This is a genomic window from Paenibacillus sp. Y660 (assembly GCF_057221575.1).
Genome location: NZ_JBXBBJ010000029.1, coordinates 42,405 through 58,995, shown reverse-complemented (window position 1 = coordinate 58,995; position 16,591 = coordinate 42,405). Strand labels below are relative to the sequence as shown.

Below are 16,591 nucleotides of genomic sequence, written 5' to 3'. Positions count from 1 at the left end.
TTATTTGTGGAAGAAAGATACGTATCTGGTTGAGATATGAATAATAGGGAAGTGGTTCTTACAGTGACCACTTCCCTTATCTAATACAATTAGCGGTCACGCTCAGCGTCATATCTTGGACAGTAGACATCGTCAATTTCCGGTCATGTGAGGACGTCAGTAACAGTAGGAAATACATATTTAGTTTATACCAACCATGTTAAAGGCAAAGAATTAACCGGTCTTTGTAGCGGCAATAAACTTATTAATGAGGCGAGCAAAGATATTCAAGCCCTAGACCGATTATCTGAACCCGAATGGAAAGATAAATATATACTGATATTACTTTTTGCATTTGCATTCGCAGCAGCAATCTCAATAATATTTTGGAGAGCTAAATTGCGGTTTAAAAAATAACGTTCACTAAATTAACGGAGATTGATAGCATTACTACATAAAAACGGCAACCGACATATGGGTTGCCGTTTTCTCGACTAACGGGCAGTAATGTGAGTGGGAAATGATAGAAGAGCAATCCATAAGAAACTTTCTTCAATAAAGCATAATATACTAAAATAAATGATAACCGTTTGGAACAAATCGTGCGATGGATATACAGAAATGAAAACAACTCCCTCTTGTAGAAGGGCTTAAGAAAAGGAGAAATAAAAATGGCAGCTTCAAATAAAACTTTAAAAACTTGCGAACATGGACACCAATTTTATAAAAGCAGCGATTGTCCTTCCTGCCCGACTTGTGAGCAAGAACGCAAACCTGACAACGGATTTCTTTCCCTTCTTTCGTCGCCGGCAAGACGCGCATTGGAACACAAAGGAATAACTTCTTTGCAACAGCTCTCAAAATATAGTGAAAAAGAGATCTTGCAAATTCACGGTATGGGGCCCAAATCTTTACCTATACTTAGGACGACTTTAAAGGAAAATGGATTATCATTCAAAAACTAAATGATGACCATTGGATGCCAGTAATTCTACCTTCAATTCATGCCGCAGGATCTAGGTATACTCGGTGCTTGCAATTAAGAGATCTCGATCGCTGGATTCGTCGTGTACACGACTGGGAAATGGTCGCCCTGAAGAACTTCACCGGTCTTCACGTTCACATAATCATGCATCGGATGGTTCTCAGACGGTTCGTATCGGGTATGACCAGGCATGTAGTGGACCGCAATTGCTCGACGATGCAATTCGGAACGGTTATGCGGGCTGCCGTGCCAAGTCATGCAATGGTGGTATCCGACCTGACCCTTCTTGATCTCGAATGGCACGGCCTTCACATCGGCACCTTCCGGCAGCAACTCGGGCTGCTTATGGAACGGCATGAAGTTTTTGTAGCTGGCCAAATATTTCTGATGGTTGCCCCATTTGTGGCTGCCGGGAACCATCCACATACAGCCGTTTTCGATAATGGCATCGTCCAGTGCCACCCATGCACTGACGAGATCGGCTGGTTGTATGATTGGCCACAGAGGATGATCCTGGTGCCAGCCGGTCGGTCCGCCGGATACCGGGGGCTTATATTGGACCTGGTCATGCCAGATTCGAACGGTGTCGGTGCCGGATAGCTGGGCGATTTCCTCGCAAATCCGGCGGTTCGATGCATGCTTAAAAAAGGCGTCGCTCGCCATCCATATGTTTACGATTTGAACGACGCGCTCGCTGACCGTCATTTTCATATTGTCGTAGAGCGAACCGCTGTCCAGCATATTATGATTCATAATTGGCTTGTTGACTGTTTTCCCTTCCATCACATCCTGCAGCTCCCGGCGGAGCACCTCAACCTCTTCATCGCTTAATATGACATCCCCTTTAAGAAAACCGTCCTGCTCGAACTGATTCACTTGCGCTTTCGTTAATATGTCCCAACGCACCTCCACTAAAATGAAGTTGATTTTGTATGCGCTTTAAATATACCCTGAATCCGTGACATAAATTTATGAAAATCGTAGATTATAAGAGATTTTAGGAGTAAAATTGAGATCACAGCGTGTTTTCTGCTGATATCTAATTGCACCTATGGGGTGAACTCCTATGACAACGAAATTTACACTTGAAACTTCCAGTGATTATTTAACTTCGCGTGCTGGTCTTATTATCGTCGGGCAACTTCTTGCCGGTACTCATCTTAATAAACGGTTGAACCTATCCAAGGTTGGCGAAACCAAAATACCCGATATCTCACATGCAGACAACGTTCGCGCTTACTTGGGCTTACTTTGCCAAGGGAAAAGCGACTTTGATCATATTGAGCCATTTCGCCAAGATGAATTTTTCTCGCGGGCTCTCGGCATATACAAATTAGCGTCCAGTCCCACCATGCGTCAACGCTTTGACCAAGCAGCTCCATCTGGCGAATGGCAGAAGATCATTCTCGAAGAGTCAGCCGATTTGCTAAAACGTGTTAAGGCTCCACTTACAGCTGTTCAAATAACCGATGATGAGGATAAGGTGCGCTCCTACTTACCTCTTGATCTGGATGTATCACCCTTTGACAACTCCAATACGAAGAAGGAAGGCGTATCCAGAACCTACAAAGGCTTTGATGGATACTCACCTTTCTTTGCTTACCTCGGACAAGAGGGCTATGGCGTTAATGTCGAACTTCGTGAAGGCAAAACACATGTTCAAAAGAATGCTGACGACTTCATTGATAGGAGCCTTCGGTATGCACGGCGCATCTCTAGCCTACCGATTCTCGCTCGTCTAGATGGCGGCAATGATGCAGCCGATAATGTGAATCTGCTGCTTGATCAAGAAGGAGATTTCATTATTAAACGCAACCCGCGTAAAGAGTCGCCCGAACAATGGCTCACACGCGCGAAAAAGGAAGGGCGTTGTAAAGAAGTTCGACCAGGTAAGAACATCTATTTAGGAACCATGACTGTCCAACCAGAGCGTTTCATAAAGCCCGTGCAACTCGTCTACCATGTGACGGAGCGCACCATTGAACGGGACGGTCAGGTGCTCCTTGTCCCAGAGATCGAGCTGGCACTTTTCTGGACGACACTTAAATGCTCGGAGGAACAAATCGTCGAGTTGTACAAGGACCATGCCACAAGTGAGCAATTCCACAGTGAGATTAAATCTGAACTTGACCTTGAACGACTACCGTCAGGCAAGTTCGCTACGAATGACCTCATCTTACATATGGGATTATTCGCTTACAACATGCTTCGATTAATTGGTCAGGTTGCCTTGACCGACCAAGATGCGCCAAAGAAGAAGAAGAAGGTTTTCCGCCAGCGTATTCGGACCGTAATCCAAGATCTTATGCTCATTTCGGCGCGTTATGTGAAACATGCTCGAAGCTTCAAGCTTTGTTTTGGAAGATGGAGCCCTTGGTTCCGGCAGTTGCGTCGTCTATATATACACTTCGGTTAAAGACAAGCATTTCATACGACTAAGCAAAACGCTTGAGAGCAAGGGTTCTGTTTTGAGTTACCCTGAAACTGCTGAATTCGGCTATTGGGTCAGATTGGAAGATGATCCATGTGCCATACGGTTGAGATTACTGAGGTGTCACGGATTCAGGTATACATTAGGTGCAATGAGTCGTATTTAGACAAATAACGGAGAGATTTACGTTTTTTCAAGATTTCAATTTACAGGAGGGCTGATCTGTATGCATCTGGGGTCGCTGTTTGACTGCAGCCCAACGGTGAATTTCGCCAGCCGCAACGCAGCCAATCCGAACGTGCAGTGGGGACCTCGGTTCATCCCTGACTGGCAATTTTTTTATGTCATATCTGGTGTTAAATCCGTTGCCCAGGTAGTTTTAAGTTGGCTAACACATAGAGAAGTCGTTGTAATTCCAAAGTCGGTTCGAAAAGAAAGAATTATCTTCGATTTGCTGGTTGAAAGGGTGTGTTATTTTAGAGAAGTAACGGCCAAGAGTCCTATTCAGTTCCAAAAAACAACTGAGACTTCAGGAAGCCCGTCGCCTGCTGTTAACCGAGTCAGCAGATGCCACTGATGTGGCATTCCGAGTAGGCTATGAAAGCCCCTCGCAACCGAAACCAGATAAGGGAGATATAAAAAAGATGACCCTGATGAATTCAAGGGTCATCTCCTGGCAGCATACTCCGCAGTGGTTTGTTTAAACTGTTCACAATCCGGTCAGTGTTAAGCTCTGCCGGAGGGCAACAAAAAAATAAATTGAACGCAAAATAACGCTATGATATAATCAATAGCGTTACTGACAAATTATAATAAGGAGCGTATTCAGTTTTATTTCTACTTTAATTGTACATCTGGAACTTTAATTTGTCAATGCTCTTTTTTATCCCAGAAAAAGGAAAAAGGAGTGTGTTCAGGGAGATGGAAGCGAAGGGTTGGCGGCAGGAACAGGAGCGGCTGGAACGGGTCAGGAACAAGCTGCAGGCAAGAATCGCTGAACTGGAGCCGGAGGTTGCCGGACTGCACGATCAGGCTACGGACATCCGCAAGCGGTTTTGGGAAGAAGTTACGATCAACACAAGCACGTACGAAGATTTCGAAGAGACCTTCTACACGATTAACCAGCAGTCCGCGGTATTAGCCGAACGGGAGCGCGGCCACAAGCTGTTGACGCAGCAATGGAGTGGCATGAACCGTCTGCTCCCGTCTCCTTATTTCGGACGCATCGACTTTCATGAGGATGGCCTGGACCTCAGCGAGCAGATCTATATCGGCGTATCTTCCTTCGTCGACGAAGAAGGATTGAGCTTTCTGATCTATGACTGGCGTACGCCAATCGCCAGCCTGTACTACGACTACTCCCCCGGCCTGGCGTCATATGTCACGCCGACCGGACGAATCGAAGGGACGATGGAGCTCAAACGGCAGTTTCAGATTCAAAACGGGCAAATCCGCAACATGTTTGATGCGAACGAAACGATCGGAGACGAATTGCTGCAGCAAGTGCTCGGCAAAGGTGCGGACTCGCAAATGAAAAGTATTGTGGCAACCATCCAGAAGGAACAAAACACCGTCATCCGCAATGACAAAAGCCGGATGCTTATCGTACAAGGGGCGGCCGGCAGCGGTAAGACTTCCGCGGCATTGCAGAGGGTGGCATACTTGCTGTACAAACACCGCCAGACGATCAGGGCGGATCAGATCGTTCTTTTTTCACCGAATCCGATGTTTAACAGTTATATCTCCACCGTCCTTCCGGAGCTCGGTGAAGAGAATATACAGCAGACGACTTTTCAAGAATATCTCGACTATTGGCTAGGTTCTTCGTTAATGTCGGAGGATCCCTTTGATCAGATCGAATATGTACTGACCGCACAAGGAGCGCCGGGGTATGAGGCTCGTCTTCAGGGGATCGAGTATAAAGCTTCCGAGGCTTTCCTGCAAGCCCTGCAGAACTATGGAATGTGGTTGGGGCGGGAAGGCATGCGATTCAACGGTATTCGTATTCGGGACCGCGATTTGATTACCGCGGAGCGAATGAGAGCGAAATTTTACGGTTATGACCGTTCCCTGACTTTGCTCAATCGTGTCGTTCTGTTGCAGGAATGGCTGCTCAATGAACTGGCTTCGCTGGAACGCATGGAACGGAAAGCGCCTTGGGTAGAGGAAGAGTTGAATTATCTCGACACCGAGCAGTATGCGGAAGTCTTCGGAATGCTGCATAAAGAGAGGGAAGTATTCGACGTTGCGGAACAATTCGCCACCGTTCGCGAGAAAATGAACAACAAGCGCCGTGAAGATGAAGGCGACTTTAACTTCTCCCGGAGGGAGGAAGATCTGCTCCGCCGAAGGATCGTGAAGGAAAGCTTTAAACCGCTAAGGAAAAGTGTGAAGAAACTCTCGTTTGTAGATGTCATAGGCATATATGGCCAATTGTTTGTCGATGAAGCTGCTTATCGGGAGAAAACGAATGGGGCTGTCATCCCCCCGCAGTGGCCTGAAATATGCAGGCAAACCAAGGAAACGCTGCTCCGGAACGAGTTGTTCCACGAGGATGCAACTCCGTATTTGTATGTAAAAGAACTGATCGAAGGCGTCCGGACGAACACGGAAATCCGGTATGTCTTCGTTGATGAGGGTCAGGATTATTCGTCGTTTCAATATGAATATCTAAAAAAGCTGTTTCCCCGTGCCCGGATGACGGTGCTCGGCGATTTCGGGCAAGCGATCTTCATGCAGGCTACAAGCTTGGACGCATCCGATTCGCCGCTGCTCCGCCTTTTCGGCGAAGCCGAAACAAGCCTTGTCTGCCTGGTACGCAGTTATCGTTCAACCAGGGAGATTGTTGCATTTACGAAATCGATGCTTCCAGGCGGAGAAGAAATTGTACCGTTTGAAAGGGGAGGCCAAAAGCCCATTCTGAAGAGACAGGACAGCAGGGAGAAGCGTGATGCGCAGATTCTGGCAGACATCGCGGCGCTCATGGCCGAGGGCTTCGATTCCATCGCCGTCATTACGAAGACCGCAGCCGAAAGCCGTGAGGTCCATGAATCGTTACGGATTCATGGAGGTGAAGCTCTGCAGCTCATTACGAAGGAGACGCTGGGTTTTGAAAAAGGATTGATGGTCATTCCTGTCTATCTCGCCAAGGGTGTCGAGTTCGATGCAGTCCTGGTCTATGACGCTTCGCTCGAAGCTTACGGCCGGGACAACGAACGCAAGCTTCTTTATACGGCGTGTACGCGGGCCATGCACCGGCTTCATCTTTACACGACAGGCGATTGGTCGCCGTTCGTGCAGGCATTGCCTGCGAATTTGTACGAGAAAGCGCCAAATTGACGGATCGGGATGACGTCGGCCGTGATCAACTGCTGCTCATGATTCAGCAAATCTTCGGAGCCGTCATCAAGGGCGGCTGTAAGCAAGAATCCCGCGACGACTCCTTTTTCTGCGTGCCTGTGTCCACCTGCGACCAGATCAATTTGTTCCACGACCATTATTTTTATCCATAAAACGCTCGATGAGCAGAAAGCAGGGACATATGTCAGCCCCTATGCAAACAAAACCGATTCCAGTCGGCGGTGACGACTTCTCGCTAAAAGCCATTCTGCCGCAGCTCATGGCGATTATTGTCGCCATGATCATGGTTATTCTGGACAGCACCGTCGTCAATAATGCCATTCCGAAACTTGTTGAATACTTCGACACCGATCTGAAGACGATCCAATGGACCGTTACGGGCTATACGCTGGCCTTATCCGCCGTTATCCCGCTTGCAGGCTGGATGACCGATAAATTCGGCTCCAAGCAAATTTTCATGATTACAATCGTTCTGTTCACAATCGGCTCCGTGCTGTGCGGCATCGCGCAAACGCCGGAACAGCTGATCATTTACCGCATCATTCAAGGCTTGGGCGGCGGCATGGTGGGTCCGATCGGGATGGCCATGGTGTTCAAGCTCGCGCCTCCAGGGCGCCTCGGATCCATCATGGGGGTACTCGGCATCCCAATGCTGATGGCGCCGGCATTCGGTCCGGTGCTATCCGGCTGGCTGGTCGATTCTGTCAGCTGGCACTGGATTTTCATCATCAATCTGCCGATCGGCATTATAGCCTTCATTCTCGGATATAAATATTTGCCGAAATCGGAACGCCATGCGGCGCCGCATCTGGACGTCATCGGCATGTGCCTCGCGCCGATCGCCTTCTCCATGCTGGCGTACGGCGTAAGCGAAGGCGGAACCAGCTGGTCCAGTGCTTCGACGATCACGGGCTTGACCGTCGGCGGCATTGCACTCATCCTCTTCATCTTCGTGGAACTGGCACAGAAGCAGCCGCTGCTGGAGCTAAAAGTGTTCAAGTCGTCCGACTTTACACGCAGCATCATCTTGACGTGGATCGTACAGCTCGCGCTGTTCGGCGCAATGCTGATCGTGCCGCTGTACCTGCAAAGCGTCATGCACTACACCGCGCTTGAAACGGGTTGGATCCTGATGCCTTATGCGCTATGCGCGGCAATCGGCATGCCGATCAGCGGCCGGTTGTTCGACAAGATCGGCGCGCGTCCGCTCGCCTTCGCCGGTCTTGCCGTCGTATCCATTTCCCTGTTCATCTTATCCGGCATATCGGTGGATACCTCGCTGTGGGTTGTCATCCTGTGCATCAGCATCATGGGTCTTGGCATGGGCTTCTCCATGATGCCGCTCAACACGCATGTCCTGAACTCTGCGCCTCGCCGTCTGGTGAGCCGCGTTACACCGCTGACAACAGCAGCTCAGCAAGTCGTCGTCTCGTTCGCGGTTGCGGGCCTGACGGGTTATCTGACGACGCAAATCACTTCCCACGCCGCAGGCGCGGGAGCGGACGCAAATCCGCTGAACGCAGTCGTCGCGGGTTACGGCGACACGTTCTTCCTGTCCGCGTGCCTCACGACCGCGGGCGTCGCACTGACGCTCCTTCTGCGTAAACCGAAGCAGCAGAAAGAAGATGTAACCGCCAGCGGGGACAATCCGGACCCGGCGACGATGCTGGGTCACTAGGCGTCTCCGTTTGGTTGACGAAATACCAGATAACTAGAAAGTAAGCTCTTCAGCCCTTTCACTTCCCAATTGGAAGTTGGAAGGGTGTTTTTGTGTTTCGGGACTTTTCCCATTTGAAGATTATTATGAATGCATTTGTTTATTTTTTGTAAACAGGATTGAATGAGAATGAAAGATAAAGATAGAATAAAATCAACTTTCGATATCATATTCAAATTCATATCCTACACCATGCCAGCGGTGATGCTTTATTTGGATCTTGGAGCGCTTAGAAACCTGTTTCAGAATGTGAAGAAGGAAAAGGAGTAATCAGTCTAAATGGATCCTAATCAAAAAGAGGCACAAAGAGATGTGAAAAAGGGGAAAGTTGTAGATCTTCTAGAAGTGTTACGTGTATCCACAAAACTGGGGCTCACCTCATTTGGGGGACCGATCGCACATCTTGGTTATTTCCATAACGAGTACATACGCCGTCGAAAATGGATGGATGAACGAAGTTACGCCGATTTAGTTGCACTTTGTCAATTTCTCCCGGGACCGGCCAGCAGCCAGATTGGAATCGGTATCGGTATTGTAAGGGCAGGACTGCTGGGGGGGATAATAGCATGGTTAGGCTTTACACTGCCCTCAGTCATCGCATTAGTAGCGTTTGCTTTCCTGCTTCAAGGCTACGATATTGGCAGTGCAGGTTGGATTCACGGACTAAAGATTGTAGCTGTTGCGATTGTAGCCCATGCTATTTTAGGAATGGGGCAGAAGCTTACACCGGATCGAGACAGAGTCACAATAGCTATAATCGCTGCAGCGATTACATTGTTATGGCAAACCGTCTACAGCCAAGTGTTTATCATTATTGCTGCAGGTGTTATAGGGTTGATGCTATATCGGAAGAAAGCAGCGGAGGGGACTCCTGAGCTTCAAATTGCAATCAGTCGAGTTATTGCCGTCATATGTCTAGTTTTATTTTTTGGTCTCCTAGTTGCACTTCCGCTTCTTAGACAATCGGTTGAAAACGGCTGGCTGGCGATGTTTGACAGCTTCTACCGCTCTGGCTCTTTGGTGTTCGGTGGAGGTCATGTCGTGCTTCCGCTTTTAGAGCGTGAAGTCGTTCCTACGGGTTGGGTTAGCCAGGAGGATTTTTTGGCAGGATACGGGGCCACGCAGGCTGTCCCAGGTCCAATGTTCACATTCGCAGCCTACCTTGGGGCGATGGCTGGAGGCATATCAGGAGCGGTCGTTGCGACGGTAGCCATATTTTTGCCAGCATTTCTTCTTGTTGTCGGTACGCTCCCGTTTTGGAATGGACTAAGGAACAGTCCGAAAGTACAAGGAGCATTAGTGGGAATTAATGCCGCTGTGGTTGGTATTTTATTAGCTGCTTTATACGATCCGCTATGGACTACCGCGATCTTGGATCCAATGGATTTTGTACTAGCAAGCGTTTTGTTTGTAATGCTGGTTTTTTGGAAGCTCCCCCCATGGATAATAGTGCTGACAGGTGCTGCAGGGGGAATGTTGATGGGGCTCTTGTAGCAAAAGAACGGGTAATGGAACGGGCAACTGTTCATTATCCGTTTTTTATTTTGTACGGACTAAAGCTTTAGAGAAGTGAAATCGGACTGATACCGTTTCTAGCAGACGGACATACTGAAAAGAATCGCTGTGCTCCCCTTTTTAAGCAATTGTCCCAAACTTATTTTTGCAGCGTGAAAAATAACGGGCTCCTCAATTGTATTACTAATGAAAGGGGGACATCAGGTGAACGATTCATATGAGCTCAATGAATCCGTCCGCAAAGCCGTGGTCAACTAAAGCTGCTAGCAGACCAACCGCATTCTCATAGGGATGCGGTTTTTATAAAAATGTCCACAGAATGTTCACTTATGTGGAGGTTTCCATTATCGCTATAATAGCAGGGGTAATTAGAAAGGATGATGGAAAATGCCAACAACTAAGAAAGAAGATTTTTATTTTGGGCTAATGATGTGCTGTGGGATGGTTGTATTCATGACATTTTATAATTTATTTACACACGGCTTGATTGGCACGGTATCCTTGAAAGAAATACTTACTCAACTTGTTCTAGTCTTTATTATTGCGTTCGTACTGGAGTTATTTATTGTCGGCCCAGTGGCCAAAAAAATCGCTTTTTCATTACCATATGACAAGTCTAAGAAGGTATTTGTAATTCTATCCCTTGCATTTTTTATGGTGAGTGGAATGGTACTTTGTATGTCTCTTTATGGATTGGGGAGTGCTTACTTTTCCGACAGTCTAATTGGAGAATCCTTGCTTGCCAGTTACTTTTCTTTAGTATTTAAAAATTTTATTTTTGCTTTTCCTCTTCAGCTCATCGTTGTGGGCCCGATTGTTCGGTATTTATTTGTTAAATTCGTTAAAAATAAAGGCGTTTCGGGAACTAAAATACATAAGACATCCGGGCAGATTAGATGAGTAAGCACGATTATAAGGAGGACTTCCATATGCTTTGAAGAAATTTAAATATAAAATATTTCGTTGGGAAGTCGGGGTGTTAGTATGGAATTAATGTATAAAGGTTTTTTAATAAGCGATGATAAATCAAAGCTTAAAATCGAAACGATTTGTGGTTTCTTGTCCAGGAGCTACTGGGCGAATAAAAGACCAGCTGAAATAACAGAAAAAGCCATAAAGAACTCGGTTTGCTATGGAATATATCATGAAGATAAGCAGGTCGGTTTTGCCCGTGTAGTCACGGACTGGGCAACGATTTATTATTTATGTGATGTTTTCATTGATGAAGAATATAGGGGTTCGGGTTTAGGGAAGAAATTGATAGAAGTAATAACAAAAGAATATGAAGGAATGATGGGTTTGCTCGGTACGTTAGATGGTCATGGACTCTACGAAAAGTATGGATTTATCAGAAATGCTGATCGTTTTATGAATAGAAGACCTAACTAGCGGATAACTATAGCTTGAAAACCTTCCCAATTGTTTCGAATAAAATTCCGAAGAAGCAGCAGCCAAAATCATGGAAAAAATAAATGCAGGCATACGAGCAATCTAGCTTATGAAATCGTATATAGATTGAACTAAACATTGAGAGAGCACCCTGATAGATGCTCTTTTTTATTTTGCCCAAAACATGGCCTGCTATTAGCATATAGATGAAGCTTCCCCTGAGTTTTTGAATCGCGAACGCGAAAATTTACCACATTCATACATTGTTTTAACAAATCTGCTTATTTTAGATAACCTAGAGAAAATAATGAAGATCTATACTTTAAAAGGGTAAAACAACAAGAATTCATAACAACCCACATTATTCCACATGGGAGTGAAAGAGAGATTATGAAACTTTGGTTAAAGAAAGAGTTAGTTGTAGGCCTTGTTCTATCTGTGTTCGTTCTATTGCTTGCTGCATGTGGGGGTAATAACAAAGAAGAAGCAGTTAATGAGAGTGCTGTAGTTGAAGAAGTCTCGCTAGCTGATCTGGAGAAAAACGCGAAGGAAGAAGGCACTGTCGTAAGTGTCGGAATGCCGGATACTTGGGCGAACTGGAAGGACACTTGGGTTGATTTGCAAACGAAGTACTCGCTATCGCACACAGATACGGATATGTCGAGCGCGGAGGAAATCGCCAAGTTTGAGGCTGAGAAAGACAAGCCGACTGCGGATATCGGCGATGTAGGTATTGCATTCGGATCGGTTGCGATAGATAAAGGTGTAACGCAAGCTTATAAAACTTCCTATTGGGATGAAATTCCCGATTGGGCTAAAGATACAGACGGGCATTGGATCGTAGGATACCAAGGTTCGATTTCGTTCCTAACCAATACAAAGCTTGTCCAAACGCCGCCCCAAAGCTGGGAAGATCTTAAAAACGGCACTTACAAAATCATTGTTGGCGACGTAACGAAAGCCGCGCAAGCACAAATGGCTGTATTGGCTGCTGCGATTGCTTTTGGCGGAGACGAGTCCAATATTGAACCGGGAATTGCTTATTTCGAGGAACTTGCGAAGAATGGCCGCCTATCCAATGCGGAAGCAAGCCTGGCAAATATCGAAAAAGGTGAAGTTGAGGTTACGCTTCTATGGGACTTTAACGCCCTGAACAATAGAGATCAGTTGGGTAAGGATCAATTCAATGTAGCTATTCCTAAAGAAGGCAGCGTTGTGAGTGGTTACGCCACAATCATCAACAAATACGCTCCGCATCCAAATGCGGCGAAGCTGGCTCGCGAATATATTTTGAGCGATGCAGGTCAGATCAACTTGGCTAAGGGTTATGCAAGACCGATCCGCGAAAGCGTTAAGCTTCCTGATGACGTAGCGGCAAAGCTGCTGCCTGCTGATGCGTACGCTAACGTTAAGCCAGTTGGCGATTTCAAGGTTTGGGAAGAAACGGCTAAAAAATTGCCGCAGCTTTGGCAGGAACGTGTTCTTGTACACATGAACTAATTGCTGAAAGCTTCAAGCTTAAACAGGATAGCCTATAAGGGAGCGTCTTCGTCTTCTTGTCGAAGACGCCCCTTTTTATTTATTAGGAGGAGAGTATGCAGGCATGAGGCGTAGAAATCGGTGGATATTTCTGGGACTAGTCCCTTTTGTAGTGATGATTGTCGCGTTTCAATTCGCTCCGATCATGTCTATGCTGACCGGGAGCTTAAAACAGGAAGATGGTTCGGGCTTTACGTTCAGCTTTTACACTAGAATTGTTCAAAGTGAGTACTATTTAAAAGCGATTAAGAACAGCCTGCTCATTTCTTTATCCGCAAGTGTGATTGGTATCGTTATCGGACTCATTTGCGCTTACTCCATCACGCGATTCTCGCCAAAGATGCGTGATCGGCTACTTATGCTCTCCAATATGACCTCGAATTTTGCAGGTGTTCCGCTCGCCTTTGCTTATATTATCCTGCTGGGCAGCAATGGGGTATTTACGCTCCTTTTTAAGCAGTGGGGCTGGGATGTATTTACCGATTTTGATTTGTATAGCTGGACAGGACTTATTTTGGTTTATGTTTACTTTCAGGTTCCGCTTGCCTTGCTGCTGCTGTATCCCTCCTTCTATGGGATTCGCGATCAATGGAAAGAGGCGGCATCTCTGCTCGGAGCGAGCAATTGGAAATTTTGGACCACAATCGGCATACCGGTTCTGACGCCAGCCGTCTTCGGAACGCTAGGCATTCTCTTCGCGAACGCGATGGGCGCTTATTCAACGGCTTATGCTTTGGTCGGGGGAAATTATAATTTGCTTGCGATTAGGATTGGCTCCCTCGTATCGGGTGATGTTGTGAACGAGCCGCAGCTTGGCAATGCCCTTGCGGTTATTCTAGCGTTGTCTACCTTATTGGCCGTTTTTCTTAATCATAAAATGGTCCAGCGTTCCCAATTGTTTCAATCGAATTCATCCACAGTAAAAGTCCGTAAGCGCCGGCAATCGATGCGACAATTGGCGGCCGTTGTGAAGGAGGAGCTGTGATGGCGAACACCGTGAAGAAGACGGGCTTGACGCATCGGCTGCTGATGCTGGCGCTCATGATTTATTTGCTGCTTCCCTTACTAGGTACTCTCATCTATGCGTTCGCCAAAGAATGGCAGACGACCATCCTTCCTACACGCTGGACGACGGAATGGTTCAGCGAGATGTTTCAAGATATTCGGTTTCTGGATGCGCTGTGGACCTCTCTATATTTATGTGCTATAAGCGTAGCGCTTAGCTTGGTCATTATGCTGCCTGCCGTATTTATCATTACGGTTTACTTGCCAAAGTGGGAGACGTTTATGAAGGGGATCGTTGTTCTTCCATACGCTGTACCTGGCGTCGTGGCAGCGGTCGGACTCATTCGTGCTTACTCCTCCGGTCCAATTGATATTGCTGGAACAGCTTATATTTTAATAGGGGCCTACTTTGTCGTCATTCTTCCCTATATGTATCAAGGTATTCGCAACAGCCTGCTTACCGTGTCAGCGGTTGATCTGCTTAACTCAGCAGAAATGCTTGGTGCTAGTCGAACAAAAGCGTTCGTTAACGTAATCCTGCCGAACATATGGCCGGGCGTTATTACCTCAATATTATTATCTTTTTCCGTGCTATTCGGCGAGTTTGTCCTGACCAATATGCTGGTCGGCGGACATATTCATACGATACAGGTTTACCTTTATCAACGGCTCGGAGAAAGCGGACACATGGCCAGTGCAATCGCGATTTCCTATTTCATATTTATTTTAGTGCTATCTATGATCCTAATGAAGCTTGGCCAAAAAATGAATAAGGGGATTCAAGGATGAACGCGTATTTGGAACTGCAGGGCATTCATAAGCAATTTGGCAGCACAAATGTGCTGAACAGTGTTGATTTGCAAATCCGCGAGGGAGAGCTCGTGACGCTGCTCGGGCCATCGGGCTGCGGGAAGAGCACGCTGCTTCGCTGTATTGCAGGCCTGACGGAAATAGATGGCGGGCAAATTATTTTAGATAAAAAAAATATCGTGAATCTTCCGCCTCGCAACCGGGAAATCGGAATGGTCTTTCAATCCTATGCCTTGTTCCCCAATCTAACCGTCAGTGAAAATATCCAATACGGGATGAAAATGAGAGGGGTCGCCAAAGCAGAAAGAACAAAACGGTCGGAGGAATTGCTTGCTATTATTGATCTTGAAGATAAGCGAAATGCCTACCCCCAGCATCTCTCGGGCGGCCAACAACAGCGTGTAGCGCTTGCTCGTTCTCTAGCCGTTCAGCCTAAAGTACTTCTGCTCGATGAGCCGCTGAGCGCGTTGGATGCCAAAATCCGTAAAAATTTGCGGACAGAAATCCGCGATATTCAGAAACGTTTTAATATGACAACGATATTTGTAACGCATGATCAAGAAGAAGCGTTAATTTTATCCGATCGGGTATGTCTCATGAATAAGGGAAGCATTGTGCAAGAGGGAGCCCCGGAAGAGATCTACTCCGCGCCAAAAACGGAGTTTGTTGCTCGTTTCATGGGAAGCTACAACGTATTGACCAAACCTGAGGCATTAAGACTGTTTGAGCAGGTGGACAGTTCAGCGGAAAGCTTCGCTATTCGGCCTGAATCGGTTATTCTCTTGAGTGAGGAAGCACGTAATGAAGCGCTAAGCGAGGGTAAACGTATTGTCGATGGGACGATCTATTCGGTCTCCATACTCGGCAATATTATCCGATATGCGATAGATGCAGAAGGTGTAAGGCTGACTATCGATGCGCTTAACGACGGCCGTTCGCTGCGATTAGGGGAAAATAGTCGTGTAAGCTTGGCCTTGGATCATTCCCAGCTCTTGCATCTGGAGAGGGAGGGAGCATGATCGATACCTCACAAAGGCTGATTGTCGTTGTCCTTGATGGATTAAGATATGATTCCGCACGAAAATATTTAGGTTACATGGAGCATCTTGTTGAGCAAGGACAGGTCAATTGTTATCAGGTTCAATCTGAGCTTCCGAGTCTTTCGCGTCCGCTGTACGAAGTATTGCTAACGGGGACGCCAGCTGCGAGAAACGGCATCACGGCTAATCATATTGTGAGATTAAGCCAGGAGCAGAGCGTGTTCCATCTCGCATCCAACGCAGGTTTAAGAACGGCTGCTGCAGCTTATCACTGGGTTAGCGAGCTGTATAATTCAGCGCCATACAACATCATCGCAGATCGCCATCAGCATGACGAGAGCAAGCCGATTCAACATGGTATTTTCTATTTCGAGGATCACTATCCGGACAGTCATTTGTTCGTTGACGCCGAATATTTGCGTACAACCTATGACCCTCATTTCTTATACATCCATACGATGAATATTGATGACGTGGGACACAAATACGGCGGGGAAAGCAAGCAATATGAAGCAGCGGTTCGTGCAATTGATGGCATGCTTGCAACTTTGGTTCCATTATGGCTATCGCAAGGCTACCGAATTATCGTGACTGCCGATCATGGGATGAATGCGACTGGTTATCATGGCGGGACGGAAGACGAGGAGCGGCATGTACCGCTCTATATTTGCGGTGAACCTCCTCAATGGCCAATGAAAAAAAATAGCAAAACTGTACCACAGCTTCTGCTTGCTCCGTTAATGTGCCACTACCTTGGACTGAAACAATCTGAGGCGATGATCAACTGGAAAGTTCAAAGCAGCAAGGGATAGCCACACCAA

At 46.8% G+C, this 16,591-nt stretch carries 15 protein-coding genes and 2 pseudogenes; 15 read left to right on the top strand and 2 right to left on the bottom strand.

Going from position 1 to position 16,591, the window contains the following annotated elements:
• The first annotated feature begins 650 nt into the window (after positions 1-650).
• Entirely contained in the window at positions 651-944 is a 294-nt protein-coding gene (locus AC2TDN_RS22850; RefSeq protein WP_484690281.1) for an RNA polymerase alpha subunit C-terminal domain-containing protein, read from the top strand.
• Between the two features lie 74 nt (positions 945-1,018).
• Here the strand turns inward: AC2TDN_RS22850 and AC2TDN_RS22845 are convergent, their stop codons facing one another.
• Positions 1,019-1,870, bottom strand: a complete 852-nt coding sequence (locus tag AC2TDN_RS22845; protein ID WP_484690280.1) for a phytanoyl-CoA dioxygenase family protein — start codon at positions 1,868-1,870, stop codon at positions 1,019-1,021.
• 160 nt (positions 1,871-2,030) lie between these two features.
• Here AC2TDN_RS22845 and AC2TDN_RS22840 point away from each other — a divergent pair, with 160 nt between their 5' ends.
• From AC2TDN_RS22840 to helD, 4 genes and pseudogenes are all read left to right on the top strand, one after another.
• Positions 2,031-3,380 (top strand): IS1380 family transposase, encoded by a 1,350-nt coding sequence (locus tag AC2TDN_RS22840; RefSeq protein WP_484690279.1) that lies wholly within the window; start codon positions 2,031-2,033, stop codon positions 3,378-3,380.
• Between the two features lie 373 nt (positions 3,381-3,753).
• Positions 3,754-3,849 (top strand): annotated as a pseudogene (locus AC2TDN_RS22835) (aldo/keto reductase); the annotation flags it as partial.
• Positions 3,850-3,867: 18 nt separating this feature from the next.
• Positions 3,868-4,099 (top strand): annotated as a pseudogene (locus tag AC2TDN_RS22830) (helix-turn-helix domain-containing protein); the annotation flags it as partial.
• A gap of 217 nt (positions 4,100-4,316) precedes the next feature.
• Complete coding sequence (gene helD / locus AC2TDN_RS22825) at positions 4,317-6,734, top strand: RNA polymerase recycling motor HelD (protein ID WP_484690278.1); 2,418 nt, start codon at positions 4,317-4,319, stop codon at positions 6,732-6,734.
• On the opposite strand, the gene AC2TDN_RS22820 is transcribed toward helD, so the two are convergent.
• Complete coding sequence (locus AC2TDN_RS22820; protein WP_484690277.1) at positions 6,662-6,892, bottom strand: hypothetical protein; 231 nt, start codon at positions 6,890-6,892, stop codon at positions 6,662-6,664. The genes helD and AC2TDN_RS22820 overlap by 73 nt on opposite strands.
• Before the next feature lie 44 nt (positions 6,893-6,936).
• Between AC2TDN_RS22820 and AC2TDN_RS22815 the strand changes: the two genes are divergently transcribed.
• The 10 genes from AC2TDN_RS22815 to AC2TDN_RS22770 all read left to right on the top strand — a co-directional run bounded on the left by AC2TDN_RS22815 (position 6,937) and on the right by AC2TDN_RS22770 (position 16,582).
• Positions 6,937-8,433, top strand: coding sequence for an MDR family MFS transporter (locus AC2TDN_RS22815; protein WP_484690276.1), 1,497 nt, complete (start codon positions 6,937-6,939; stop codon positions 8,431-8,433).
• A 168-nt stretch (positions 8,434-8,601) separates the two neighbouring features.
• Positions 8,602-8,742 carry a hypothetical protein gene (locus AC2TDN_RS22810; protein WP_484690275.1) on the top strand — a complete coding sequence of 47 codons (141 nt, stop codon included), beginning with the start codon at positions 8,602-8,604 and terminating at the stop codon, positions 8,740-8,742.
• Positions 8,743-8,751: 9 nt separating this feature from the next.
• Positions 8,752-9,966, top strand: coding sequence for a chromate transporter (locus AC2TDN_RS22805; protein WP_484690274.1), 1,215 nt, complete (start codon positions 8,752-8,754; stop codon positions 9,964-9,966).
• A gap of 408 nt (positions 9,967-10,374) precedes the next feature.
• Entirely contained in the window at positions 10,375-10,887 is a 513-nt protein-coding gene (locus tag AC2TDN_RS22800; protein WP_484690273.1) for a DUF2798 domain-containing protein, read from the top strand.
• A gap of 84 nt (positions 10,888-10,971) precedes the next feature.
• Positions 10,972-11,376, top strand: a complete 405-nt coding sequence (locus AC2TDN_RS22795; protein WP_484690272.1) for a GNAT family N-acetyltransferase — start codon at positions 10,972-10,974, stop codon at positions 11,374-11,376.
• Between the two features lie 390 nt (positions 11,377-11,766).
• Positions 11,767-12,876, top strand: a complete 1,110-nt coding sequence (locus AC2TDN_RS22790) for an ABC transporter substrate-binding protein (RefSeq protein ID WP_482067928.1) — start codon at positions 11,767-11,769, stop codon at positions 12,874-12,876.
• A 103-nt stretch (positions 12,877-12,979) separates the two neighbouring features.
• A complete protein-coding gene (locus AC2TDN_RS22785) occupies positions 12,980-13,900 on the top strand; it encodes an ABC transporter permease (RefSeq protein ID WP_484690271.1) in 921 nt (306 codons plus the stop codon).
• The gene (locus tag AC2TDN_RS22780) at positions 13,900-14,709 is read left to right on the top strand and encodes an ABC transporter permease (RefSeq protein WP_482067926.1); all 810 of its coding nucleotides are present in this window, start codon (positions 13,900-13,902) and stop codon (positions 14,707-14,709) included. The genes AC2TDN_RS22785 and AC2TDN_RS22780 overlap by 1 nt, the downstream gene beginning before the upstream one ends.
• On the top strand, positions 14,706-15,749 hold the full coding sequence (locus AC2TDN_RS22775; RefSeq protein WP_484690270.1) for an ABC transporter ATP-binding protein: 1,044 nt from the start codon (positions 14,706-14,708) through the stop codon (positions 15,747-15,749). The genes AC2TDN_RS22780 and AC2TDN_RS22775 overlap by 4 nt, the downstream gene beginning before the upstream one ends.
• On the top strand, positions 15,746-16,582 hold the full coding sequence (locus AC2TDN_RS22770) for an alkaline phosphatase family protein (RefSeq protein ID WP_482067924.1): 837 nt from the start codon (positions 15,746-15,748) through the stop codon (positions 16,580-16,582). Before AC2TDN_RS22775 ends, AC2TDN_RS22770 begins: the two co-directional genes overlap by 4 nt.
• Positions 16,583-16,591: the final 9 nt, after the last annotated feature.

Coding starts and splice junctions, on each gene's coding strand:
- AC2TDN_RS22840 (WP_484690279.1), top strand. CDS start 2,031: ATGACAACGAAATTTACACTTGAAACTTCCAGTGATTATTTAACTTCG.
- AC2TDN_RS22775 (WP_484690270.1), top strand. CDS start 14,706: ATGAACGCGTATTTGGAACTGCAGGGCATTCATAAGCAATTTGGCAGC.
- AC2TDN_RS22790 (WP_482067928.1), top strand. CDS start 11,767: ATGAAACTTTGGTTAAAGAAAGAGTTAGTTGTAGGCCTTGTTCTATCT.
- AC2TDN_RS22795 (WP_484690272.1), top strand. CDS start 10,972: ATGGAATTAATGTATAAAGGTTTTTTAATAAGCGATGATAAATCAAAG.
- AC2TDN_RS22815 (WP_484690276.1), top strand. CDS start 6,937: ATGTCAGCCCCTATGCAAACAAAACCGATTCCAGTCGGCGGTGACGAC.
- AC2TDN_RS22805 (WP_484690274.1), top strand. CDS start 8,752: ATGGATCCTAATCAAAAAGAGGCACAAAGAGATGTGAAAAAGGGGAAA.
- helD (WP_484690278.1), top strand. CDS start 4,317: ATGGAAGCGAAGGGTTGGCGGCAGGAACAGGAGCGGCTGGAACGGGTC.
- AC2TDN_RS22850 (WP_484690281.1), top strand. CDS start 651: ATGGCAGCTTCAAATAAAACTTTAAAAACTTGCGAACATGGACACCAA.
- AC2TDN_RS22785 (WP_484690271.1), top strand. CDS start 12,980: ATGAGGCGTAGAAATCGGTGGATATTTCTGGGACTAGTCCCTTTTGTA.
- AC2TDN_RS22800 (WP_484690273.1), top strand. CDS start 10,375: ATGCCAACAACTAAGAAAGAAGATTTTTATTTTGGGCTAATGATGTGC.
- AC2TDN_RS22820 (WP_484690277.1), bottom strand. CDS start 6,892: ATGGTCGTGGAACAAATTGATCTGGTCGCAGGTGGACACAGGCACGCA.
- AC2TDN_RS22810 (WP_484690275.1), top strand. CDS start 8,602: ATGAAAGATAAAGATAGAATAAAATCAACTTTCGATATCATATTCAAA.
- AC2TDN_RS22780 (WP_482067926.1), top strand. CDS start 13,900: ATGGCGAACACCGTGAAGAAGACGGGCTTGACGCATCGGCTGCTGATG.
- AC2TDN_RS22770 (WP_482067924.1), top strand. CDS start 15,746: ATGATCGATACCTCACAAAGGCTGATTGTCGTTGTCCTTGATGGATTA.